General features: G+C 71.1%; 18 protein-coding genes. 6 read left to right on the top strand and 12 right to left on the bottom strand.

Features of this window, described 5'->3' with window-relative positions; genetic code table 11:
• The first annotated feature begins 77 nt into the window (after nt 1-77).
• The gene (gene asd, locus PE066_RS09530) at nt 78-878 is read left to right on the top strand and encodes an archaetidylserine decarboxylase (protein ID WP_271236541.1); all 801 of its coding nucleotides are present in this window, start codon (nt 78-80) and stop codon (nt 876-878) included.
• Nucleotides 879-896: 18 nt separating this feature from the next.
• Here asd and PE066_RS09525 read toward each other — a convergent pair whose 3' ends face one another.
• Nucleotides 897-2405 (bottom strand): AMP nucleosidase, encoded by a 1509-nt coding sequence (locus PE066_RS09525; protein ID WP_271236311.1) that lies wholly within the window; start codon nt 2403-2405, stop codon nt 897-899.
• 165 nt (nt 2406-2570) lie between these two features.
• Here PE066_RS09525 and PE066_RS09520 point away from each other — a divergent pair, with 165 nt between their 5' ends.
• A complete protein-coding gene (locus tag PE066_RS09520) occupies nt 2571-2834 on the top strand; it encodes a hypothetical protein (RefSeq protein ID WP_271236310.1) in 264 nt (87 codons plus the stop codon).
• 74 nt (nt 2835-2908) lie between these two features.
• Here the strand turns inward: PE066_RS09520 and gorA are convergent, their stop codons facing one another.
• The gene (gene gorA / locus PE066_RS09515; protein WP_271236309.1) at nt 2909-4276 is read right to left on the bottom strand and encodes a glutathione-disulfide reductase; all 1368 of its coding nucleotides are present in this window, start codon (nt 4274-4276) and stop codon (nt 2909-2911) included.
• A 115-nt stretch (nt 4277-4391) separates the two neighbouring features.
• On the opposite strand from gorA, the gene PE066_RS09510 reads away from it, so the two are divergent.
• Genes PE066_RS09510 through PE066_RS09500 form a run of 3 tightly spaced genes read left to right on the top strand, consistent with a single transcriptional unit; the run spans nt 4392 to nt 6815 of the window.
• Nucleotides 4392-5201, top strand: a complete 810-nt coding sequence (locus tag PE066_RS09510; RefSeq protein ID WP_271236308.1) for an MlaE family ABC transporter permease — start codon at nt 4392-4394, stop codon at nt 5199-5201.
• A gap of 4 nt (nt 5202-5205) precedes the next feature.
• Entirely contained in the window at nt 5206-6180 is a 975-nt protein-coding gene (locus PE066_RS09505) for an MlaD family protein (protein ID WP_271236307.1), read from the top strand.
• On the top strand, nt 6177-6815 hold the full coding sequence (locus PE066_RS09500) for a hypothetical protein (protein ID WP_271236306.1): 639 nt from the start codon (nt 6177-6179) through the stop codon (nt 6813-6815). The genes PE066_RS09505 and PE066_RS09500 overlap by 4 nt, the downstream gene beginning before the upstream one ends.
• A 141-nt stretch (nt 6816-6956) precedes the next feature.
• Here the strand turns inward: PE066_RS09500 and PE066_RS09495 are convergent, their stop codons facing one another.
• The 8 genes from PE066_RS09495 to PE066_RS09460 form a co-directional block, all read right to left on the bottom strand.
• Nucleotides 6957-7508 carry a histone H1-like DNA-binding protein gene (locus PE066_RS09495; RefSeq protein ID WP_271236305.1) on the bottom strand — a complete coding sequence of 184 codons (552 nt, stop codon included), beginning with the start codon at nt 7506-7508 and terminating at the stop codon, nt 6957-6959.
• A gap of 197 nt (nt 7509-7705) precedes the next feature.
• Nucleotides 7706-8947, bottom strand: a complete 1242-nt coding sequence (locus tag PE066_RS09490; RefSeq protein WP_271236304.1) for a ribonucleotide-diphosphate reductase subunit beta — start codon at nt 8945-8947, stop codon at nt 7706-7708.
• Nucleotides 8948-9081: 134 nt separating this feature from the next.
• The gene (locus tag PE066_RS09485) at nt 9082-12006 is read right to left on the bottom strand and encodes a ribonucleoside-diphosphate reductase subunit alpha (RefSeq protein WP_271236303.1); all 2925 of its coding nucleotides are present in this window, start codon (nt 12004-12006) and stop codon (nt 9082-9084) included.
• Nucleotides 12007-12152: 146 nt separating this feature from the next.
• Nucleotides 12153-12743 (bottom strand): 1,6-anhydro-N-acetylmuramyl-L-alanine amidase AmpD, encoded by a 591-nt coding sequence (ampD, locus tag PE066_RS09480; RefSeq protein WP_271236302.1) that lies wholly within the window; start codon nt 12741-12743, stop codon nt 12153-12155.
• A complete protein-coding gene (locus PE066_RS09475) occupies nt 12727-14193 on the bottom strand; it encodes a sigma-54-dependent transcriptional regulator (protein ID WP_271236301.1) in 1467 nt (488 codons plus the stop codon). The genes ampD and PE066_RS09475 overlap by 17 nt, the downstream gene beginning before the upstream one ends.
• A complete protein-coding gene (locus PE066_RS09470) occupies nt 14190-15884 on the bottom strand; it encodes a sensor histidine kinase (protein ID WP_271236300.1) in 1695 nt (564 codons plus the stop codon). The genes PE066_RS09475 and PE066_RS09470 overlap by 4 nt, the downstream gene beginning before the upstream one ends.
• Before the next feature lie 2 nt (nt 15885-15886).
• Complete coding sequence (locus tag PE066_RS09465; protein WP_271236299.1) at nt 15887-16111, bottom strand: PP0621 family protein; 225 nt, start codon at nt 16109-16111, stop codon at nt 15887-15889.
• Nucleotides 16108-16905 (bottom strand): cytochrome C assembly family protein, encoded by a 798-nt coding sequence (locus PE066_RS09460; protein ID WP_271236298.1) that lies wholly within the window; start codon nt 16903-16905, stop codon nt 16108-16110. Before PE066_RS09460 ends, PE066_RS09465 begins: the two co-directional genes overlap by 4 nt.
• Nucleotides 16906-16970: 65 nt before the next feature.
• Here PE066_RS09460 and ffh point away from each other — a divergent pair, with 65 nt between their 5' ends.
• Nucleotides 16971-18338 carry a signal recognition particle protein gene (ffh, locus tag PE066_RS09455; RefSeq protein WP_271236297.1) on the top strand — a complete coding sequence of 456 codons (1368 nt, stop codon included), beginning with the start codon at nt 16971-16973 and terminating at the stop codon, nt 18336-18338.
• Between the two features lie 399 nt (nt 18339-18737).
• Here the strand turns inward: ffh and mdoH are convergent, their stop codons facing one another.
• Together mdoH and PE066_RS09445 are read right to left on the bottom strand one after the other, a co-directional pair.
• Nucleotides 18738-20798: a glucans biosynthesis glucosyltransferase MdoH gene (gene mdoH, locus PE066_RS09450; protein ID WP_271236296.1), complete on the bottom strand. Its 2061-nt coding sequence runs from the start codon at nt 20796-20798 to the stop codon at nt 18738-18740.
• A complete protein-coding gene (locus tag PE066_RS09445; RefSeq protein ID WP_271236295.1) occupies nt 20762-22330 on the bottom strand; it encodes a glucan biosynthesis protein G in 1569 nt (522 codons plus the stop codon). The genes mdoH and PE066_RS09445 overlap by 37 nt, the downstream gene beginning before the upstream one ends.
• Nucleotides 22331-22361 lie beyond the last annotated feature (31 nt).

Raw genomic sequence — 22361 nt, 5'->3', positions numbered from 1 at the left:
TGCCGGGCCGCTCCTTGTTCCCACCCCTGTCGATCCAGCAGCAGTACCTGCTGCCCAAGAAACTGCTCACGGTGCTGATGGGCAAGCTGGCCGGCCTGCACGGCGGGGCGCTGACCCACGCCATCATCCGGCGCTTCGTCGCGCACTACGGGGTGAACATGGCCGAGGCGGCCGACCCGCGCATCGAGTCGTACGCCACCTTCAACGACTTCTTCACCCGGCCGCTGCGCGAGGGCGCCCGGCCGATCGCCGATGCGCCGCTGGTCTGCCCCGTGGACGCCGCGATCAGCCAGTTCGGGCCGATCGAGCACGACCAGATCTTCCAGGCCAAGGGCCACAGCTACTCGACCACCGCGCTGCTGGCGGGCGACGCCGAACTGGCGCGCCGGTTCGACCACGGCCACTTCGCCACGCTGTACCTGGCGCCCAAGGACTACCACCGCATCCACATGCCGTGCGACGCGCGGCTGGTGAAGATGGCCTACGTGCCGGGCGAGCTGTTCTCGGTCAACCCGCTCACCGCGCGGCACGTGCCCGGCCTGTTCGCGCGCAACGAGCGCGTGGTCTGCGTGTTCGACACCGCCTTCGGTCCCTTCGTCAACGTGCTGGTGGGCGCCACCATCGTCGGCAGCATGGCCACCGTCTGGCACGGGGTGGTGAATCCGCCGCGCAGCCGCGAGGTGCGGGCCTGGGAGTACGCCGGCCGCGACATCGTGCTGCGCCAGGGCCAGGAGATGGGCCGCTTCCTGCTCGGTTCCACCGTGGTGCTGCTGTTCCCGAAGGACGTGGTCACGTTCCAGCCGGACTGGGCCCCCAGCAAGTCGGTGCGGCTGGGCGAAGCGATGGGAACGATCGCGGGCGCCACGAGTCCGCTCTGAACCTCCATTCCGCAGGGACTACTGGAACGCCACTTCGTCGAAGGCCCGCAGCTTGCGGCTGTGCAGCCGGCGGCTGCCGCCGGCGCTGAGGATCTCGACGGCGCGCATGCCGATGCGCAGGTGCTGGTCGACCCGCTCGCGGTAGAAGTGGTTGGCCATGCCGGGCAGCTTGATTTCGCCGTGCAGCGGCTTGTCGCTCACGCACAGCAGCGTGCCGTAGGGGACCCGGAAGCGGAAGCCGTTGGCCGCGATGGTGGCGCTTTCCATGTCCAGCGCCACGGCGCGGCTCTGGCTGAAGCGGCGCTGCGGCTCGTTGCCGGGCAGCAGCTCCCAGTTGCGGTTGTCGGTGCTGGCCACGGTGCCGGTGCGCATGATGCGCTTGAGCGCCGCGCCCTCGCATTGGGTCACGTCGGCCACCGCCTTCTCCAGCGCCACCTGGATCTCGGCCAGCGCCGGGATCGGCACCCACACCGGCAGCTCCTCGTCCAGCACGTGGTCCTCGCGCACGTAGGCATGGGCCAGCACGTAGTCGCCCAGCTGCTGGCTGCTGCGCAGGCCGGCGCAGTGGCCCAGCATCATCCAGGCGTGCGGGCGCAGCACGGCGATGTGGTCGGTGATGGTCTTGGCATTGGCCGGGCCGACGCCGATGTTCACCATCGTGATGCCCTGGTGGTCGGGCCGCATCAGGTGGTAGGCCGGCATCTGCGGCAGGCGCGCCGGCGCCACGCCCCAGCTGGCTTCGGGCGGCGTGCCGGGCGCGCCCGGGCGCAGGCCGGTGCGCCGCGTCACCACGTTGCCGGGCTCCACGAAGGCGCTGTAGTCGCTGCCGGCCCGGGCCATTTCCTCGTGGCCCAGGCGAACGAACTCGTCGATGTAGAACTGGTAGTTGGTGAACAGCACGAAGTTCTGGAACCAGTCGGGAGCGGTGCCGGTGTAGTGGCGCAGCCGGTGCAGCGAGTAGTCCACCCGCGCGGCGGTGAACAGCGACAGCGGCTGCGCCTCGCCCGGTTGGGCGCGCCAGGTGCCGTTGGCGATGCCGTCGTCCATCGCACCCAGGTCGGGCAAATCGAACTGGTCGCGCAGCAGCGCCTGGCGCTGCGGGCTGAGCGAGCCTTCGATGTGGTCGTTCTCGGCGAACGAGAAGTGCACCGGGATCGGCTGCGTGCTGGTGCCGACCTCCAGCTCCACGCCGTGGCTTTGGCGCAGCAGGCGGAACTGCTCCAGGTAGTAGTTGCCGTACAGGTCGGGCCGGGTCAGCGTGGTCTCGAAGCGGCCGGCACCGCTGACGAAGCCGTAGCTCAGGCCCAGGCTCTCCAGCACCTCCTGCGGCACCGCCGTCTCGGTCTGGATGCGCACGAACGGATAGCAGGCCCGCACGTGGCCCGGCAGCGCCTCGCCGGCGACGAAGCGCTGCATCGCGTCGCGCAGGTGGTTGATCTGCTGCGCGTAGATGGTGCGCACCTGGGCCAGCGCACCTTCCGGATCGCTGTGGCGAGTCGGGGCGATGAAGGGCGGCATGTAGGGCATGTGCCTATTGTGCACAGGGGCCCGCGGCGCTTCGGCCAGGCCCGTCCGGGTCGTGCGCCTGCGTCCTACAAGGTGTAACGAAGGCCCCTGACGTTACAAGTTTGGCCCAGCGGCGACAGTCTCTCCCACCCGGGAACGACCGATAACTTGAACAGGAGTGAGCCCATGACGACAGCAGCCTTGGCATCGAACCCCTTCGCTCTCATGACGGATCCGACCGCCGTGCGCGAAACGATCGACAAGTCCGAGCAGCTTTCGAAACTGAGCCAGCGCCAGTGCCATCCCCTCGATCGGGCGGTGATTCGCAGCGCCAGCGCGGAACTTGCGGCCTACGATGCCAAGATCGACCGCACCACCATCTACCTGCCGCCGGAAGAGGAGTCCAAGCCGGCCGCGCCGGCCCGCAGCTACGCGCGCCCGTACAACTGATCTGCCCCGGCTTCCGGCCGTGAGCGCCGTCCACCTCCGGGTGCGACGGCGCTTTTCTTTGGGGAGAAGCGCTTTCAGCGCACCGGCTCGCGCATCGTCACGAACTCCTCGGCGAGGGTCGGGTGGATGCCGATGGTGGCGTCGAACTGCGCCTTGGTCGCCCCCGCCTTCATCGCCACCGCGAAGCCCTGCACCACTTCGCCGGCATCCGGCCCCACCATGTGCAGGCCGACCACCCGGTCGCTGGCGGCATCCACCACCAGCTTCATCAGGCAGCGCTCGCCGCTGCCGCTGAGGGTGTGGCGCAGCGGCCGGAACTCGCTGCGGAAGATCGTGACGCGGCCCAAGCGCTCGCGCGCCTGCAGCTCGGTCAGGCCCACGGTGGCGATGTTCGGGTGCGTGAAGACCGCAGTGGGGATGTACTCGTAGCCCATGCGCCGCCGCCCATCGCCGAACAGGTGATCGACGACCGCCATCGCCTCGCCCAGCGCCACCGGCGTGAGCTGCAGGCGCGCCGTGACGTCGCCCACGGCGTGCACGGAGGGCGCCGACGTCCGGTAGTGGGCATCGACCTCGATCGCGCCGTGCCGGCCCTGGCGCACCCCGGCTGCCTCCAGCCCCAGGCCGTTGACGTTGGGCACGCGGCCGGTGGCGAACAGCACGGTGTCGGCCTGCAGGCGGCTGTCGTCGTCCAGTTCCAGCTCGAGGCCGTCGCCGGCGCGCGCCAGGCCGCGCAGCTCGGTGTCCAGCCGCAGGTCGATGCCGCTGCGCACCATCTCGCCGGCGATGAACTGCCGCACCTCGTCGTCGAAGCCGCGCAGGATCTGCTCGCCGCGGTACAGCAGCGTCACCTGGGCGCCCAGTCCCTGGAAGATCGAGGCGAACTCGCAGGCGATGTAGCCGCCGCCCACCACCGCCAGCCGGCGCGGAAACGGCTCCAGGTCGAACATGCTGTCGGAGGTCACGGCCAGCTCGGCGCCCGGGATCGGCGGCACCGTCGGCGTGCCGCCGGTGGCCACCAGGATGTGGCGCGCCGTGTGCGTCTGCGGCCCGGCCTCGGTGCGCACCCGGGCCGTGTGCCGGTCCAGCAGCTCGGCCCAGCCGCGCAGCACCTGCACGCCGGCCTCGGACAGCAGGCGTTCGTACACCTCGTTTAGCCGCGCGATCTCCTTGGCCCGGTTGGCCTTGAGCCGGGCCCAGTCCAGGTGCGGCTGGCCCACGTCCCAGCCGAAGCCGGCGGCATCGGCGAAGTCGTGCGCGTAGTGCGATGCGTAGGCGTACAGCTTCTTCGGGATGCAGCCGACGTTGACGCAGGTGCCGCCCATGGCGGCGGCTTCGGCCAGCGCGACGCGCGCGCCGCGCTGCGCGGCCATGCGCGCGGCGCGCACGCCGCCGCTGCCGCCGCCGATGACGAAGAGGTCGAATTCGGGTTCGTGGGCCATGGGACTTCCGGGCGCGGTTGCGGGTGCTGCGCATTGTGGGCTGCAGGCTGCCGGGCCGCCGCCGCGGGGGCATTGCGGGGCACGGTGCGCGAAAGCCGCCGCTATGATCCCGCCCATGACTGCGGCACCGCTCTGGTACCACCGGCTGGGCCACGCGGCCGCGGCGCCGCTGCGCTGGATCCTGAGCTGGTGGGCCGTGGTCTTCTTCGGCGCGATGCTGCTGGCGCTGGCGCTGTCGCCTTCCAGCTACCGCGACGCGCGCACCCGGGCGGCGCTGGCCCGCCACACCTGGCTGGACACGGCCCCGATCCTGCTGGGTTTTTCCATGCTGGCGGCGCTGCTGACGGTGGTGCTGACCAAGATCGTCGTCGTCACCGCGCGCAGCTACGGCCTGTCGCAGTACGCGCTGGAGATGGTGATCCGGGTGCTGGTGCTGGAGCTGATCCCGCTGACGGCGGCGCTGTTCGTCGCCCTGCGTTGCACCATCCCCAACGGCGCTGCCCTGGGCGAGATGCGCCGCACGCGGCAGTTCGACGCGCTGCGCCGCCGCGGCATCGACCCGCTGGCCGGCGAGGTGCTGCCGCGGCTGCTGGCCGGCATCTTCTCCACCGTCACCCTGGCGGCCCTGAGCTGCGTGGTGACCGCGGTGGTGGCCTACCTGGCGGTATACGGCCTCACGCCCGCGGGGCTGCCGGCCTACACGCGCATGTTCGGCCACGTGTTCAACCCTTCGGTGTCACTGATCTTCGCGATCAAGACGCTGTTCTTCAGCCTGGCGGTGGCCGTGATCCCGATGGCCTCCGGCGCCAACGAGGACATCGCCTCGCCCAGCTCGCGCGAAGGCGCCGCCCTGCAGGGGCTGGTGCGGATGTTCGCGGTGCTGCTGCTGCTGGAATCGGTTTCGCTGGTGGGCAATTACTACTGAACCCATGGCCGAAACCCCCTTGCAGGACTCCGAGCCCGCCGCCGCGCCGCCGGTGCCGCAACTGGCGCTGAAGGCCCGGCTGCTGCTGCTGTTCACGGTGCTGCTGATCGGCGCCGCCGTCACCTACCTGCTGTATGCCCGCGGCTTCTTCGAGCCGGTGCAGCAGCTGGTGCTGACCACCGACGATTCGGAAGGGGTCTCGGTGGGCATGGACATGACCTTCTCGGGCTTCCCGATCGGCCGCGTGCGCAAGGTGGAGCTGGGCGCCACCGGCGACGTGCGCATCCTCATCGACGTGGCCCGCAAGGATGCGCACTGGCTGCGCACCAGCAGCGTGTTCACGCTGGTGCGCGGGCTGGTGGGCGGCACCGCCATCCGCGCCTTCACCGGCGTGCTGACCGACCCGCCGCTGGCCGACGGGGCCGAGCGGCCGGTGCTGCGCGGCGACGCCACGGCGGAGCTGCCGCGCGTGATCGCCTCGGCCCGCGAGGTGCTGGAGAACCTGTCGTCGATGACGCGCGAGGATGCGGCGCTGCCGGCCAGCCTGGCCAACGTGCAGGCGGTCACCGACAAGCTCAAGGGTCCGCAAGGCGCGCTGGGCGTGCTGTTCGGCAACGAGGCCGACGCGCGCCGGGTGATCACCACGCTGGACCGCACCAATGCCCTGCTGGCCCGTTTCGACACGCTGGCGGCCAAGGCCGACACCCAGGTGTTCGGTCCGGAAGGCGTGGTGCGCGAGGCGCGGGCCGCGGTGGTGCAGCTCAATGGCCTGCTGGCCGACACGCGCGAGAGCCTGAAGAAGGTCGACGCCGTGCTGGTCGAAGCCCAGGCGGTGGGCGCCAACGTGCGCGGCGCCACCGAAGACCTGGGCCCGCTGCGCAACGAGGTGGAGGCCAACCTGCGCAAGGTCGAGTCGCTGATCAACGAGATCAACCGCAAGTGGCCGTTCGCGCGCGACACGGAGATCAGGCTGCCATGAGGCGGCTGGCCGCCGCCTCCATCGCCGTGCTGCTGGCGGCCTGCGGCAGCCGGCCGCCAGCGCCCGACTGGCAGGTCAATGCCCACGGTTCGCTGCAGCGCTACGAGCAGGCCTGGCTGGCGGGCAGCGACCGCGCAGCGCAGGCCGAGTTCGACCGGGCGCGGCGCGCGCTGGCGGCCACCGGGCAGGCCGGCCTGGTGGCGCGCGCCGAGCTCACGCGCTGCGCGCTGCAGGTGGCCAGCCTGGACTTCCAAGCCTGCCCGGGCTTCGAGGCCTTGCGCGCCGATGCGCCCGCGGCCGAACGCGCCTACGCCGACTACCTGCAGGGCGCGCCGATAGCGGCCGACTTGCTGCCGGCGCCGCACCGCGCCGTGGCGGGGGGAGCCGACGCGGCCCGCCTGGCGGCGATCGAAGATCCATTCTCGCGGCTGGTGGCGGCGGGCGTCGCGATGCGCGCCGGCCGCGCGTCGCCGGACCTGCTGCAGGTGGCGGTCGACACGGCCTCGGCGCAAGGCTGGCGCCGGCCGCTGCTGGCCTGGCTGGGCGCGCAACTGAAGCTGGCCGAGCAGCGCGGCGACGGCGAACAGGCCGCGCGCCTGCAGCGCCGCATCGCGCTGGCCGCCGGCCAGCGCTGAATCAGCGGCACCCGGACGGCGTGCGCAAGGCGATGGAGTAGCGCCGGCCGATCGCCCAAAAGAAAAGCCGGGCTTGGCCCGGCTTGTCGATCTTGGCTGGGACCACCGGAGAAGCGCGCAGGCTTCTCCGGTGAAATCCGGTTACGGCTTGGACGCCGTGGGGAAAGGCCAGGCGGCCTGCGGGTTCAGCGTGGTCTGCGCCGCAGGAGCCGCAGCCGCGGCCGGCGCCGACGCGGGCTTGGCAGCAGGGGCCTTGGCGGCCTTTTTCGCAGGGGCCTTCTTCGCAGCCTTTTTCGCAGGCGCCTTCTTCGCGGCCTTCTTGGCGCCGCCCTTCTTCGCCGCCGCCTTCTTCGCGGGGGCGCGCTTGGCGGCGGCCTTCTTGGCCGGCGCCTTCTTGGCCGCGGTCTTCTTGGCGACAGTCTTCTTGGCGGCGACCTTGCGCGCCGGTGCCTTCTTGGCCGTGGTCTTCTTGGCAGCGGCCTTGCGGGCCGGCGCCTTCTTGGCCGCGGTCTTCTTGGCGGCGACCTTGCGGGCCGGCGCCTTCTTCGCCGCCGCCTTCTTGGCCGGGGCCTTCTTCGCAGCGGCCTTCTTGGCCGGCGCCTTCTTGGCGGTGGCCTTCTTCGCCGGGGCCTTCTTGGCCGCAGCCTTCTTCGCCGGAGCTTTCTTCGCGGCGGCTTTCTTCGCAGTTGCCATTTCCATTCTCCTGTTCAAGTTGACATCGATATCAACCAAAGAAGCACTCAGCGCCTGTTGGCGGCACCGAGCGATCCATGAGGCTGGACTTCATGCGTCCAACCCCATGAACACCGTAAACCCGCAGGGCGCCGGCTCTTGGAGGCCGGTCTGCCGTGCGGGCGAAACTCACGAGTCCAACGACTTCGCAGTTGCCATCAATCCCAGGAAAGCGCGCCACCCGACTGGTACTCGATCACGCGGGTTTCAAAGAAGTTGCGCTCTTTCTTCAGGTCAATCATTTCGCTCATCCAGGGGAAGGGGTTCTCCTCGTTGGGGAACAGCGCTTCCAGGCCGATCTGCGTGGCGCGCCGGTTGGCGATGTAGCGCAGGTAGCCCTTGAACATGGACGCGTTGAGGCCCAGCACGCCACGCGGCATGGTGTCCTCGGCATAGCGGTATTCGAGTTCGACGGCCTTCTGGAACAGGCCGCGGATCTCGGCCTTGAATTCGGCCGTCCACAGGTGCGGGTTCTCCAGCTTGAGCTGGTTGATCAGGTCGATGCCGAAGTTGCAGTGCATCGACTCGTCGCGCAGGATGTACTGGTACTGCTCGGCCGCGCCGGTCATCTTGTTCTGCCGGCCCAGCGCCAGGATCTGGGTGAAGCCGACGTAGAAGAACAGGCCTTCCATCAGGCAGGCGAAGACGATCAGGCTCTTGAGCAGGGTCTGGTCGGCCTCCGGCGTGCCGGTGCGGAAGTCGGGGTCCATGATCGCCTCGATGAAGGGGATCAGGAACTGGTCCTTGTCGCGGATCGACGCCACTTCGTTGTAGGCGTTGAAGATCTCGCTCTCGTCCAGGCCCAGCGACTCCACGATGTACTGGTAGGCGTGGGTGTGGATCGCCTCCTCGAAGGCCTGGCGCAGCAGGAACTGGCGGCACTCGGGCGCCGTGATGTGGCGGTAGGTGCCCAGCACGATGTTGTTGGCGGCCAGCGAGTCGGCGGTGACGAAGAAGCCCAGGTTGCGCTTGATGATGCGGCGCTCGTCCTCGGTCAGACCGTTCGGGTCCTTCCACAGGGCGATGTCGCGGTTCATGTTGATTTCCTGCGGCATCCAGTGGTTGGAGCAGGTCGCGAGGTACTTCTCCCAGGCCCACTTGTACTTGAACGGCACCAGCTGGTTGACGTCGGTCTGGCCGTTGATGATGCGCTTGTCGGCGGCCAGCACGCGGCGGTGGCTGGAGGCCTCGGCGCTGCGCGCGGCGATGGGCGCGGCGATGGGCGCGGCCGGCGCGCGCAGGCCTTCGCCCGGCGTGCGCAGCGCGGGTTGCGCGAAAGTGGGGGATGGCTGGAGAGCCGCCGCGGACAGCGGTGAAGGGGCCGCCTCGCGGTTCCAGTGTGAACCGCTGCTCGGCGCGATTGGCGAAGTGGGCTTGACGTCGTCGTCCCAGGTCAGCATGTGTCTTCCAGTGCTCGGATTATCCGGGCAGTGATGCGGTGTTTCAAAGTGTCCGTTCACATCACGCCGCGATTGTGTTGCTCGTTTGCATCGGCGTCCTGTCGGAGAACGCCGATACCCTCTTCATGCGTGGCTCACTGGCACGCTTCGCAGGTCGGGTCGTCGATCGCGCAGAACTTGATGTCGGTGGCGGGCACCGCGTTCATCTGCTGCTGCGCGGCGGCCGCCGCGGCGTCGAGCGCGGACATGCCGCCATCCGCACCGGCGCTCATGCCGCCGTTGCCGGCGCCGTTGGCCACCGCATTCAGGCGGCCCGACTGCACGGTGGATTTCTCCGCGTGCGTGGCGCTGATGGTGCGCAGGTAGTAGGTGGTCTTCAGGCCGCGCACCCAGGCCAGCTTGTAGGTGTCGTCCAGCTTCTTGCCGGAGGCGCCCGACATGTAGATGTTGAGCGACTGGGCCTGGTCGATCCACTTCTGGCGGCGCGAGGCGGCCTCGACCAGCCAGAGCGGCTCGACCTCGAAGGCGGTGGCGTACAGCGCCTTGACCTCCTGCGGCACCCGGTCGATCGGCCGCAGCGAGCCGTCGAAGTGCTTGAGGTCCATCACCATCACGTCGTCCCACAGGCCCAGGCGCTTGAGGTCGCGCACCAGGTAGTGGTTGATCACGGTGAACTCGCCCGACAGGTTGGACTTGACCGACAGGTTGCCGAAGCAGGGCTCGATCGAGGCGTCCACGCCGATGATGTTGGAGATGGTGGCCGTCGGGGCGATGGCGACGCAGTTGGAGTTGCGCATGCCGTCCTGGGCGATCTTGCGGCGCAGGGCATCCCAGTCCAGCGTGGCCGAGCGGTCGACCTCGACGTAGCCGCCGCGGGCCTGGGCCAGCAGCTCCAGCGTGTCGGGCGGCAGGATGCCCTGGTCCCAGAGCGAGCCCTTGTAGCTGGAGTAGCGGCCGCGCTCGCGCGCCAGCTCGGTCGACGCCCAGTAGGCGTGGTAGCAGATCGCCTCCATCGAGCGGTCGGCGAACTCCACCGCCTGCTGCGAGGCGTAGGGGATGCGCAGCTCGTACAGCGCGTCCTGGAAGCCCATCAGGCCCAGGCCGACCGGGCGGTGCCGCAGGTTGGAGTCGCGCGCCTTCTTGACCGCGTAGTAGTTGATGTCGATGACGTTGTCCAGCATGCGCATGGCGGTGGACACCGTCTTCTTCAGCTTGTCGTGGTCGATTGCGCCGTCCTTGAGGTGCTGCAGCAGGTTGACCGAGCCCAGGTTGCACACCGCCGTCTCGGTGTCGCTGGTGTTGAGCGTGATCTCGGTGCACAGGTTGGACGAGTGCACCACCCCGGCGTGCTGCTGCGGCGAGCGCACGTTGCAGGCGTCCTTGAAGGTGATCCAGGGATGCCCGGTCTCGAACAGCATCGACAGCATCTTGCGCCACAGGTCGGTGGCGGCCACCACCTTGCTGGGCTTGATCTCGCCGCGCCGGGCCTTTTCCTCGTAGGCGACGTAGGCCTTTTCGAAGTCGGCGCCGAACAGGTCGTGCAGGTCGGGCACGTTGGACGGCGAGAACAGGGTCCATTCGCCCTGTTCCATCACCCGGCGCATGAACAGGTCGGGGATCCAGTTGGCCGTGTTCATGTCGTGGGTGCGGCGGCGGTCGTCGCCGGTGTTCTTGCGCAGCTCCAGGAACTCCTCGATGTCCAGGTGCCAGCTCTCCAGGTAGGTGCAGACCGCGCCCTTGCGCTTGCCGCCCTGGTTGACCGCCACCGCGGTGTCGTTGACCACCTTCAGGAACGGCACCACGCCCTGGCTCTCGCCGTTGGTGCCCTTGATGTGCGAGCCGAGCGCGCGCACCCGGGTCCAGTCGTTGCCCAGGCCGCCGGCGAACTTGGACAGCAGCGCGTTTTCCTTGATCGACTCGTAGATGCCGTCCAGGTCGTCCGGCACCGTGGTCAGGTAGCACGACGAGAGCTGGCTGCGCAGGGTGCCGCTGTTGAACAGCGTCGGCGTGGAGGACATGAAGTCGAAGCTCGACAGCACCTCGTAGAACTCGATGGCGCGCGCCTCGCGGTCGATCTCGTTGAGCGCCAGGCCCATCGCCACCCGCATGAAGAAGGCCTGCGGCAGCTCGATGCGGGTCTTGCGCACGTGCAGGAAGTAGCGGTCGTACAGGGTCTGCAGGCCGAGGTAGTCGAACTGCAGGTCGCGCTCGGCCTTGAGCGCGGCGCCCAGGCGCTTGAGGTCGTACTGCAGCAGCTCGGGGTTGAGCAGCTCGGCCTCCACGCCCTTCTTGACGAAGCCGGGGAAGTAGTCGGCGTAGGCCTCGGCCGCCGCCGCCGGCGCGACGTCGCGGCCGAGCACTTCCTTGAAGATGGTGTGCAGCAGCAGGCGGGCGGTGGCGTGGGTGTAGTCGGGGTCCTTCTCGATCAGCGTGCGCGCCGCCAGGATCGAGGCCTTGTACACCTCGTCGATCGGCACGCCGTCGTACAGGTTGCGCATGGTCTCGGCCACGATCGGGTCGGGCCGGACGTCGGCCGACAGCCCGGCGCAGGCGTTCTCGATCAGCGCCTTCAGGTGCGCCAGGTCCAGCGGCACCCGCTGGCCACCGTCGGTGACGTGCAGCACCGGTGCTTCGGCGACTTCGGGCTCGGCCTGGCGGGCCCGCTCCTGCGCGCGGCGCTCGCGGTACAGCACGTAGGCGCGGGCGATCTCGTGGTGGCCGCCGCGCATCAGGCCCAGTTCAACCTGGTCCTGCACGTCCTCGATGTGGAAGGTGCCGCCGCCCGGGCGCGAGCGCACCAGCGCGCGGATGACCTGCTGGGTGAGCGTGTCGACCGTCTCGCGCACGCTGGCCGAGGCCGCGCCCTGGGTGCCGTGCACCGCCAGGAAGGCCTTCATCATGGCCACGGCGATCTTGTTCGGCTCGAAGGGGACGACGGCGCCGTTGCGGCGGATGATCTGGTAGTGCGCCAGCGGGTCGGTGGCGGTTGCGGCCGCGGCGGGGGCGTTGAAGGCGGGTGCGGGTTGCGGCGACAGGCCGGCGGCGCTCGGGACTTGCATGTGTCTTTTCCTCTGCTGCAGTTGTTCTCTTTTCGAAGGGCGCGAGTGTAATCGCCCCCGAGGCTTGGGACACTATAGATAGTGCCCGCAACGAGATCAAGCGCTATAGGTAGTGGTTGTCCCGCAACTCGGAACGCAACAGGAAGTTACGCCGGCGGCGCCGGAAACGCCGATGCGTCCCATCCCAGGCTTCGCTGCAGCAGCGGCCAGTCGAACCCCGCGCCAGGGTCGTGCTTGCGGCCGGGTGCGATGTGCTCGTGGCCGGCGACGTGGCGCACCGGGTAGCGCTGCGCGAGCGCGGCGCACAGGCTGGCCAGGGCCTCGTACTGCGCCGGCTCGAAGGTTCCGCCCTCGATGCCTTCCAGCTCGATGCCCACCGAGTCGTCGTTGCAATTGTCGCGCCCGCGCCAGCACGAGGCGCCGGCGTGCCAGGCCCGGTCGTCGCAGCTGACGAACTGCCAGACCTCGCCGCCGCGGCGCACGTAGAAGTGCGCCGAGACCTGCAGGCCCTCGATCGACTTGAAGTAGGGGTGCGCCGCCCAGTCCAGCCGGTTGGTGAACAGCGCCTGCACGTGGTCGCCGCCGTACTCGCCCGGCGGCAGGCTGATCGAGTGCACCACCACCAGGTCGACGATCGCGCCGGCCGGCCGCGGGCCGAAGTTGGGCGAGTCGAGCCGGCGGGCGAAGCGGTACCAGCCGCCGGCCCACAGTGCGTCGGTTTCAGGCGGCGGGTTCATTCGGCTCGTCGCCGGGCGCGGCGATCGCCAGCCGGGCGATGCGGTAGCGGATCTGGCGCAGGCTCAGGCCCAAACGCTGCGCGGCGGCGGTGCGGTTGAAGCCGGTCTCCTGAAGCGCCCGCACCAGGATCTCGCGCTCCTGCTGGTCGAGCCAGCCCTGCAGGTCGCTCGGCATCGGCAGCCGGTCCGTCACCGCGGCCGGCTCCTGCGGCCCGGCGGCCGCCACCACGGGTGCCGGCGGGGCCTCCGGCGCGGCGCTGGCGGCCGCGTCCAGCTGCAGCGCCTCGCCGTCGGAGAGCGCCACGGCGCGGTGCAGCAGGTTCTCCAGCTCGCGCACGTTGCCGGCCAGCGGCTGCGCCGCGAGCTGTTCGAGCACCGCCGGCGACAGGCGCGGCACCGGCATGCCGGCGTCCTGCGCGATGCGCGCCAGCAGCGCGTCGCACAGTGCCGGCAGGTCCTCGCGCCGCTCGCGCAGCGGCGGCAGCACGATCTCGATCACGTTCAGGCGATAGAACAGGTCCTGGCGGAAGCGCCCGGCCGCCACGTCGGCGGCCAGGTCGCGGTGGGTGGCGCTGACCACGCGCACGTCGACCGCGTCTTCCTGGGTCGAGCCGAGCGCGCGCACCTGGCGCTCCTGGATGGCGCGCAGCAGCTTGGACTGCATCGCCAGCGGCAGCTCGCCGATCTCGTCGAGGAACAGGGTGCCGCCGCGCGCCGCCTGGAAGTAGCCCTCGCGATCGGCGCTGGCGCCGGTGTAGGAGCCCTTGCGGGCGCCGAAGAACTCGGCTTCCAGCAGCGACTCGGGGATGGCGCTGCAGTTGACCGCCACGAACGGGCCGTCGCCGCGGTGGCTGCAGGCGTGCAGGGCGCGGGCGGCCAGCTCCTTGCCGGTGCCCGACTCGCCGCGCACCAGCACCGGGGCCATGCCGCGCGCCACCTTGGCGATGCGCTCCTTGACCTGCTGCATGGCGGCCGAGGTGCCGACCAGCCGCTCCAGCGCCGACTGGGCGGCCGAAGCCGACGGCGGCGCCGCGCGCTCGCTGCGGGCGGCCGGCCGGGCCGGCCCCTGCCGGTCGTGGATGGCGGAGGCGACCACGGCGCGGAACTGCTTGAGGTCCACCGGCTTGGTCAGGTAGTCGAAGGCGCCGGCCTTGAGCGCCTCCACCGCGTTTTCGGCCGAGCCGTAGGCGGTCATCACGATGCAGCGCTCGCTGCGCTGCTGCGCCTGCATGCGCTGCAGCAGCTCCAGCCCGAGGCCGTCGGGCAGGCGCATGTCGGTGATCACGGCGTCGAAGCGGCGATCCTGCAGCTGCTGCCAGGCGTCGGCCAGGGTGGCGGCGGCATCGACGCGGTAGCCCTCGCGCAGCAGCGTGAGCTCGTAGAGCGTGCGCAAGTCGGGCTCGTCATCGACGACCAGGACCTGGGCGACCGGTGCGGACGGCTGGTTCACACCGCTATTTTGGCAAAGGGTGGGTGCGCACCGGCCGTGCCGGACGTGCGGAATGCCACGAAGAACGCGTTGCCGGCGCGCCGGTCGCCGCCGGGCGCCGGGCCGCGCCGGTAGCCGATGCGCGCGCCGTGGCGGCCGCACAGCTCGCGGCAGATGTACAGGCCCAGGCCGCTGGAGCGGCTGTCGGAGGAGAAGAAGGGCTCGAACAGGTGGCGCTCGACGGCGGGCTCGAGCGCCGGCCCGTCGCTCCAGACCGTCAGCGTGGGCTGCGCGGCGCCGGTGGTGGCGACCTGGATCGCATCGGGCGCCGCCGACGCATGGCGCAGGGCGTTGTCCAGCAGGTTCACCAGGATGCGGCGCAGGTGGTGTGGCGCGAAGTCCACCGGCTGCTGCGGCGACGCCGCCAGCACCAGCGCGAGACGTTGCCCGGCGCGGTTCTGGGTGGCCCAGTCGCGGCAGTGCGCGGCAACCGCCGGGTCCAGGTTGAGCCGGGCCTGCGCCGGGTCGATCGGCTGGTGCTGCACGCGCGCGACGTCCAGGATCTCCTCGACGATCTGCGACAGCCGCTGCGCGTTCTGGCGCACCAGCGCGCTCAACTGGCGCTGCGCCGGGTCGTGCAGCTCCTCCTCCAGCAACTCGTTGGCCTGCGAGATGGCCGCCAGCGGATTGCGGATCTCGTGCGCCACGGCGGTGGACATGCGGCCCATGGCGGCCAGCTTTTCGGTGCGCAGGCGCGCCTCCATCTCGCGCAGGTCCTGCAGGAAGATCACGCACAGGCTGTCGCTGGGCCACTCGCCGGCCGCCGCCAGCCGGGTGCGCGCATACATGTGGCGCGCCGGCGCGCCGGCCTGCTCCAGCGCCAGGTCCGCCAGCTGCGGCTGGCGGCTGTCGAAGGTGCGCCCCGCCATGCCGGCCAGCGGCGCCCAGGCCGGGTCGTCGGACAGGTGCAGCGGCTGCTCGCCGGCCGGCGCGCCCAGCAAATCGCGCGCAGCGGGGTTGGCGGCCTGCACCTCGCCGGCCGGATCGACCACCAGCACGCCCTCGGCCAGCGCGTCGATCACCAGCTGGTTGACCTGCACCTGCATCAGCGCCAGCTTGCGGCTGCGGCGCGCCGCCGCTTCCTCGCGCTCCAGCCGCAGCGCGAGCTGGTGCGCCAGGAAGGCCAGCGCGAAGAACCCGATGCCGGTCAGCCCGCCCTGCACGAAGCGCTGCGCCATGTCGCCGGGGGACTGCAGCGCCAGTACCCAGGCCTCGGCCAGCAGCAGCAGGGCGACCGCGGCCGCCGTGCCCAGCGCCAGCGAGGTGGAGCCCAGCACCGAGGCCATCAGCACCGGGACCGCGAACAGCGGCGCGTAATAGATCCCGCCTGCCTGCACGAACTGCAGGCAGGCGAACACCAGCAGGTCGACGCCGATGCTGGAGACCCACTGCGGGTCGAACGCCGCGCCCGGCCGGCCAGGGCGCGCCAGCAGCCGCACCGCCAGCGTGGCGGCGAGGTAGGTCCCGCACAGGCCCACCAGCCAGCCGGAGACCGGCGGCGTGCCGGCGAGGCCGGCGCCCAGCAGCAGGATCAGCAGCGCCACCGCCACGCCGACCCGGGCGGTGGCGAAGCCCAGCCAGAGCCGCACGAAGGCCGATTCGGGAGAGGCGGCGGGCCCGGCCGGTCCGGTGACGGCGAAGCTGGACGCCACGGTCAGTTGCCGCCGGCGCGGCGGTGCTCGGCGCTGCAGTACAGCCGACCGCTCGCGCCCGGCACGGCATCGGGTCGCGGCAGGTGCAGCGAACACACCGGGCAGCGCACCATGTCCTGCGGCAGGGCCGCCGGGCCCTTCGACTGGCGACCGATGGCGCGGGTGCGCGCGCCGCGCCACAGCAGGTAGGCGATCGCCAGCACGGCCAGCACCAGCAGGTACTTCATGACGCCGCCCGTCCCAGCACCACCTCCAGCACGAAGCGCGAGCCCACATAGGCCAGCAGCAGCAGCAGCGAGCCGGTGTACAGCACGCGCACCGCGGTGCGGCCGCGCCAGCCGAAGCGCGCCCGCCCGAGCAGCAGCAGCGCGAATGCGGCCCAGGCCAGCACCGAGAACACGCTCTTGTGGTCCCAGCGCCAGGCCCGGCCGTACAGCTCCTCGCCGAACACGATGCCGGCCAGCAGCGTGGCCGACAGCAGCACGAAGCCGGCGGTGGCGAAGCGGAAGGTGAGGCGCTCCAGCGTGAGCAGCGGCAGCCCGGCCTGCGGTTCGGCGGCCTGGCGCATCGCCTGCTCGCTGCGGCGCATCAGCCAGGCGTGCACCACGGCGGCGGCGAACAGCCCGTAGGAGGCGATCCCCAGCGCCCAGTGCAGCGGCAGCAGCGGCGAGATCTCCGGGTGCAGCGGCGCGCCGGGAAACAACAGGGCCAGCAGCACGGCGACCGAGCCCAGTCCGGCGAGCGCCCAGCGCGCCTGCATCTGCGGGAACAGCTCGCGCTCGACGGCGTACACCGTGAGCACCAGCCAGGCCGTCACCGACAGCGCCGGCGCGAAGCCGAAGCGCGGCGACTCGCCCAGCAGGGTCCAGCCCAGCACCATCGCGTGCAGCAGCCAGGCCGCCAGCAGGGCCCAGCGCGCGCTGCGCTGGCTCAGACGCGTGGCCGCGGCGGCCGGCAGCGCATAGGCCGCGGCGGCGGCCAGCGACAGCACGGTGGTGGCGGGGCCACTGGCTAGAATCATGCTTCGCAGTTTAGCCTTTGGCCCCTTGCCGGCCGCAGCCCCCGCGGCAGCCCCGCGGCACTTCCATGGCCTCCGCCCTCTCCGACAAACTCTCCCGCCTGGTCAAGGAAATGCGCGGCCAGGCGCGCATCACCGAAGCCAACGTGCAGGACATGCTGCGCGAGGTTCGCATGGCCCTGCTCGAGGCCGACGTGGCGCTGCCCGTGGTGCGCGACTTCGTCGCCCGCGTCAAGGACAAGGCCCTCGGCCAGGAGGTGGTGGGCTCGCTCAACCCCGGCCAGGCGCTGGTGGGCATCGTCAACCGCGAGCTGGTGGCCACCATGGGCGAGGGCGTGTCGGACATCAACCTGGCGGCGCAGCCGCCGGCGGTGATCCTGATGGCGGGCCTGCAGGGTGCCGGCAAGACCACCACCACGGCCAAGCTGGCCCGCCACCTGATCGACAAGCGCAAGAAGAAGGTGCTGACGGTCTCCGGCGACGTCTACCGGCCGGCGGCCATCGAGCAGCTCAAGACGGTGACCCAGCAGGCCGGGGCCGAATGGTTCCCGAGCACGCCCGAGCAGAAGCCGCTGGACATCGCCCGCGCGGCGCTGGACCACGCGCGCCGGCAGTACTTCGACGTGCTGATCGTCGATACCGCCGGCCGGCTGGCGATCGACGAGGTGCTGATGCGCGAGATCCGCGAGCTGCACGCCGCGCTCAACCCGGTCGAGACGCTGTTCGTGGTCGACGCCATGCAGGGCCAGGACGCGGTCAACACCGCCAAGGCCTTCAGGGAGGCGCTGCCGCTGACCGGCATCGTGCTGACCAAGATGGACGGCGACTCGCGCGGCGGCGCCGCGCTGTCGGTGCGGCAGGTCACCGGCGCGCCGATCAAGTTCGCCGGCGTGTCCGAGAAGATCGACGGGCTGGAGGTGTTCGACGCCGAGCGCCACGCCGGCCGCATCCTGGGCATGGGCGACATCGTCGCGCTGGTCGAGCAGGTCACCGCCGGCGTCGACGTGCAGGCCGCGCAGAAGCTGGCCGCCAAGGTCAAGAGCGGCGAGGGCTTCGACCTGAACGACTTCCTGGCCCAGATCCAGCAGATGAAGCAGATGGGCGGCCTGTCCACGCTGATGGAGAAGATGCCGGCGCAGGTCCAGGCCAAGGCCGGCCAGGTCGACATGGACAAGGCCGAGCGCGACATCCGCCGCAAGGAAGGGATCATCTGCAGCATGACGGCTGCCGAGCGCCGCAAGCCCGAGATCATCAAGGCCACCCGCAAGCGCCGCATCGCCGCCGGCGCCGGCGTCCACGTCCAGGACGTCAACCGGCTGCTCAATGAGTTCGAGCAGATGCAGGGGATGATGAAGAAGATGAAGGGCGGCGGCCTGATGAAGATGATGAAGCGGATGGGCGCCGGCAAGGGCGGGTTGCCCAAGTTGCCCTTCTGAAGTCCGCTTAATTCCCCGTCATCTCCACGGAGGCGGGGATCCACTGCTTCCGCCCTCAGCAGCGCGCAATGTGCGCGCATCCATCCAAGTGAGTTGAGGCCCGGGGGGCGCGGCGGGCGGCGCCTGCCGGTGCCTCATGGTGTGGCGGCCCCTGCTCGCTGGCGCTCGCAAGGGCTTCCCGCGAAATTTCTCCGGCCGGGGGCGGGCGGCGAAACTCGCTGTGCTCCTTCGTCGCACTGCTCAGACAGTCGCCGCCAAGTCAGTGCACGAACGCGCGCCTGCGGCGCGCTGCCCCCGGCCGGAGAAATTTCGCGGCGCCCCACAAATCGGCCCCGGCAGTCGCCGCCCGCCGCGTCAAGCGACGTGCGGGTGCGACGAGGTCCGTTGGGCGCCGTTGTCTTATGCGGCGCGCAGCAGCCGGGCCGCCCGTCCGGCGTGCAGCCGGGCGCGGCGCAGCACCGGCGGCGACCAGGCTTCCTCGGGGATCAGCATCAGGCCGCGCAGGCGCAGCCAGGCGCCCAGGCCGGCATGGCTGGTGAACACCGCCAGCGGCACCGACAGCAGCAGCGGCACGGCCACCGACAGCAGCGCGGCCACGGCTTCGGGATCGACCAGGGCGACGGCGGCGGCCAGCGCGCCGACCGCGGCCGTGAGCGGCAGCAGCTGGCCGGCGGCGTAGCCCCAGCCCAGGGCGCGCGCTTCACGCGGCGGCGACTGCCAGTGCAGCTTGATGCCGGTGAGCGCCACCGCCACGAACAGCGAGTGCGCCAACATGCGGATCGGGGCCAGCAGCAGCGACAGCAGGGTCTCGGCCAGCGAGCTGGCCAGCAGCCGGCCGGTGCCGCCGAATGCGCGCTGCTGGCGGCCCAGCAGCACGGCGGCCACGCCCAGCACGCGCGGCAGGAACAGCATGCACAGCGTCCAGATCCACAGGCCCACCAGCGCGCCGGACGAGCCGGCGTCGTCGACCAGCAGGCGCGCGCCGGACATCCACAGCGAGGCGCCGAACACGATGAAGGCCAGCCACAACGGCGCCGACAGGTAGGACATGGCGCCGATGGCGAACATGGCGCGGTGCACCCGGTGCAGGCCGGGCTCGGCCATCAGGCGCGCGTTCTGCAGGTTGCCCTGGCACCAGCGGCGGTCGCGCTGCAGTTCTGACAGCAGGTCGGGCGGCTGCTGCTCGTAGCTGCCGGCCACGTCGGGGGCCAGCCACACGTGGTAGCCGGCGCGGCGCATCAGCGCGGCCTCGACGAAGTCGTGCGACATGATCCCGCCGGCCAGTCCGCCCGTGCCGCGGATCGGCGCCAGGCCGCAGTGCGCCATGAACGGTTTGACGCGCAGGATGGCGTTGTGACCCCAGTAGTGCGACTCGCCCAGCTGCCAGAACTGCAGGCCGAGCGTGAACAGCCGGCCGGTCACGCGCGCCGCGAACTGCTGCGCCCGCGCATGCAGCGTCATCAGCCCGGTCGGCTGGGTGGCGGTCTGGATGATGCCGGCCTTCGGATTCGCCTCCATCAGCTTGGCCAGCGTGACCAGGCAGTCGCCGCTCATCACGCTGTCGGCGTCCAGCACCACCATGTAGCGGTAGTCGCGGCCCCAGCGGCGGCAGAAGTCGGCGACGTTGCCGGCCTTGCGGTGGGTGCGGCGGGTGCGGCGGCGGTAGTAGACCTCGGGCTGCACGCCCGGCTGGGTGGCGAGCGCGGCGCGCAGTTCCTCCCAGGCCGCGCGCTCGGCCGCCGCGGTTTCCGGGCTGGCACTGTCGGACAGCACGAACACGTCGAACTGGCCGGCCTGGCCGGTGGCGGCAAGCGACTCGCAGGTGGCGCGCAGGCCGGCGAACACGGTGGCTACGTGCTCCTCGCAGATCGGCATGATGATCGCGGTGCGCACCTCCGGCGCCAGCGCCTGGTTGTGCACCGAGCGCGCCGTCAACCCGTGGGCATCGCCGCGCAGCACCACCCAGAAGCCCATCAGCGCGGTGGCGAAACCGGTCACCACCCAGCTGGACAGCGCCGCGAACAGCGCGATCTGGCCCCACTGCAGCCAGGGATTGGGCGAATCGGGCTGCGCCTTGGCGAACAGCACGGTGGCGATCGCGGTGCTGAGCAGGGCGATGGCCGCGAAGGCGGCGCGGCGGCGCGTGGCCGCGCGCTCCCAGGGCGCCCGGGTGCGCGCGGGTGCGCGACGGGCAGGCGATTCGCCGGGCAGCAGCCGGTGCGCGATCTCCAGCGAGGCCGTGCCGATGCTGTTCCAGAAGCCGCGCCAGGGCTGGGTCGGCATCGAGCCGCGCCGCACCGGCGGAGCCGTCACCGCGTTCGGGTGGCGCTCCTCGCGCAGCCGGCTGCGCCGGGCCGCGGGTACGGCAGCCGCCGTGCCGCCGGCCAGCGCGCCGCCGCCGCTGTCGCCCTCGGTGGCATGCCTCAGGGGGCGGAGGTGGGTAGCACGATGTGGGTCCATGTTTCGCTCACGATGTCGTCGCGGTGACGCAGGAAGGCGCGCAGCTCGACCGGCTGCGACGCGTCGATGGGGCGCACCCGCAGCGCCAGGCGCCAGCTGCGGGTCGCGGGGTTGAACCAGGTGATGGCCTGCTCGATGGCGCCGTTGCCGGGGCTGCTGGCGATCGCCTGCACCGGGGCGTCGGCCGGCAGCGCGTCCAGCGCGGGGCCGGTGAAATCGACGACGTACTGCACCTGGCCGGCCAGCGCCGCGGCCTGGTCGGCGCGCACGTAGCCGAAGCCGATGCGCGACTGGGTCACCCAGGCGGCCGGCGGGCGCTGCTGCTCGTCGCCCTGCCAGGACAGCTCGTAGGCGAAGTCCAGCGGCTGGCCGGGCGCGGGCAGGCGCGCCGGCACCCAGTAGGCGGCGATGTTGTCGTGGGTCTCGTCCGGCGTGGGCAACTGCAGCAGCTCGACCCGGCCGGGGCCCCAGTCGCCCAGGGGCCGCACCCAGGCGCTGGGCCGGCGCTCGTAGCGCGCCTCGGTGTCCTCGTAGCTGGCGAACGAGCGGTCGCGCTGCATCAGGCCGAAGCCGCGCAGCCCGTCCAGGCTGAAACTCGTGACGAGTGGGCTCTGCGGGTTCAGCAGCGGGCGCCACAGCCATTCGCCGCTGGCGCTGGCCACCATCAGCCCGTCGGAGTCGTGCACCTCGGGCCGGAAGTCGCCCTCGCGCGGCTGGTTCTCGCCGGCCAGGAACATGCTGGTGAGGGGCGCCAGGCCGAGGGTGGCGATCGGCCGGTCGGTGGCGCGCAGGAACAGGCGGGCCTGCACCTCGACCACCGTCGGGCTGCCGGGCCGCACGGTGAAGCGGTAGGCGCCGCTGGCGCGCGGCGAATCCAGCAGGGCATGCACCACCACCTGGCTGGCTTGCGGGTCGGGCCGCTCGAGCCAGAAATCGGTGAAGCGCGGGAATTCCTCCGGCCCATTGGCGCCGGCCGTGTCGATCGCCAGGCCGCGCGCCGACAGGCCGTACTGCTGGCCGGCGCCGAGCGCGCGGAAGTAGCTGGCGCCCAGGAAGACGATCAGTTCGTCCTTGTAGGCCGGCGTGTTGAGCGGGTAGTGGATGCGCAGGCCGGCATGGCCGAGGTCGGGCCAGACCTGGGTTGCCAGGGTGTTCTTGCCGTAGTCGAAGTCGCTGGCCTGCCAGCGCACCGGGTGGGCCCGGCCGGCCGCATCCACCTCATGGATGCGCACCGGCTCCGGGTGGTAGCGGCCGCGGTGGAAGAACATGGCCTCGAACGGCGAGGCGCCGCGCCACAGCGCGTGGCTGGGGCGGAAGCGGATGTCGCGCAGGCCGTCGTAGTCGAGCTGGGCCAGCGCCGGCGGCAGCGCGGAATCGGGCGCCTGGAAGGGCGCAGCCGCCCGCGCGCGGGCGAGTTCCGCGACTTGTTCGAATCCCCAGGCGGCCCGGGCCGAGGCTGCAGAGAAGGTTCCGGCCAGCAGGACCGCCACCACCAGCGCGGCGGCGCGCAGGCGGCGCAAACACAAAGGCATGTTCGCCTAGTGCAAACCCTATGCCAGCTTT

Source organism: Ramlibacter tataouinensis (assembly GCF_027941915.1).
GTDB classification, from domain to species: domain Bacteria; phylum Pseudomonadota; class Gammaproteobacteria; order Burkholderiales; family Burkholderiaceae_C; genus Ramlibacter; species Ramlibacter tataouinensis_C.
Note: the sequence above shows the minus strand (reverse complement) of the source record. Positions and strands in the feature narration are given on the sequence as shown.

Bases quoted from the DNA above. Each gene is read 5' to 3' on its own strand.
- PE066_RS09490 (WP_271236304.1), bottom strand. From the start codon at position 8,947: ATGCTGACCTGGGACGACGACGTCAAGCCCACTTCGCCAATCGCGCCG.
- PE066_RS09525 (WP_271236311.1), bottom strand. From the start codon at position 2,405: ATGCCCTACATGCCGCCCTTCATCGCCCCGACTCGCCACAGCGATCCG.
- PE066_RS09460 (WP_271236298.1), bottom strand. From the start codon at position 16,905: ATGATTCTAGCCAGTGGCCCCGCCACCACCGTGCTGTCGCTGGCCGCC.
- PE066_RS09510 (WP_271236308.1), top strand. From the start codon at position 4,392: ATGACTGCGGCACCGCTCTGGTACCACCGGCTGGGCCACGCGGCCGCG.
- mdoH (WP_271236296.1), bottom strand. From the start codon at position 20,798: ATGGACCCACATCGTGCTACCCACCTCCGCCCCCTGAGGCATGCCACC.
- ffh (WP_271236297.1), top strand. From the start codon at position 16,971: ATGGCCTCCGCCCTCTCCGACAAACTCTCCCGCCTGGTCAAGGAAATG.
- gorA (WP_271236309.1), bottom strand. From the start codon at position 4,276: ATGGCCCACGAACCCGAATTCGACCTCTTCGTCATCGGCGGCGGCAGC.
- PE066_RS09495 (WP_271236305.1), bottom strand. From the start codon at position 7,508: ATGGCAACTGCGAAGAAAGCCGCCGCGAAGAAAGCTCCGGCGAAGAAG.
- PE066_RS09465 (WP_271236299.1), bottom strand. From the start codon at position 16,111: ATGAAGTACCTGCTGGTGCTGGCCGTGCTGGCGATCGCCTACCTGCTG.
- PE066_RS09520 (WP_271236310.1), top strand. From the start codon at position 2,571: ATGACGACAGCAGCCTTGGCATCGAACCCCTTCGCTCTCATGACGGAT.
- asd (WP_271236541.1), top strand. From the start codon at position 78: ATGGGCAAGCTGGCCGGCCTGCACGGCGGGGCGCTGACCCACGCCATC.
- ampD (WP_271236302.1), bottom strand. From the start codon at position 12,743: ATGAACCCGCCGCCTGAAACCGACGCACTGTGGGCCGGCGGCTGGTAC.
- PE066_RS09485 (WP_271236303.1), bottom strand. From the start codon at position 12,006: ATGCAAGTCCCGAGCGCCGCCGGCCTGTCGCCGCAACCCGCACCCGCC.
- PE066_RS09445 (WP_271236295.1), bottom strand. From the start codon at position 22,330: ATGCCTTTGTGTTTGCGCCGCCTGCGCGCCGCCGCGCTGGTGGTGGCG.
- PE066_RS09505 (WP_271236307.1), top strand. From the start codon at position 5,206: ATGGCCGAAACCCCCTTGCAGGACTCCGAGCCCGCCGCCGCGCCGCCG.
- PE066_RS09500 (WP_271236306.1), top strand. From the start codon at position 6,177: ATGAGGCGGCTGGCCGCCGCCTCCATCGCCGTGCTGCTGGCGGCCTGC.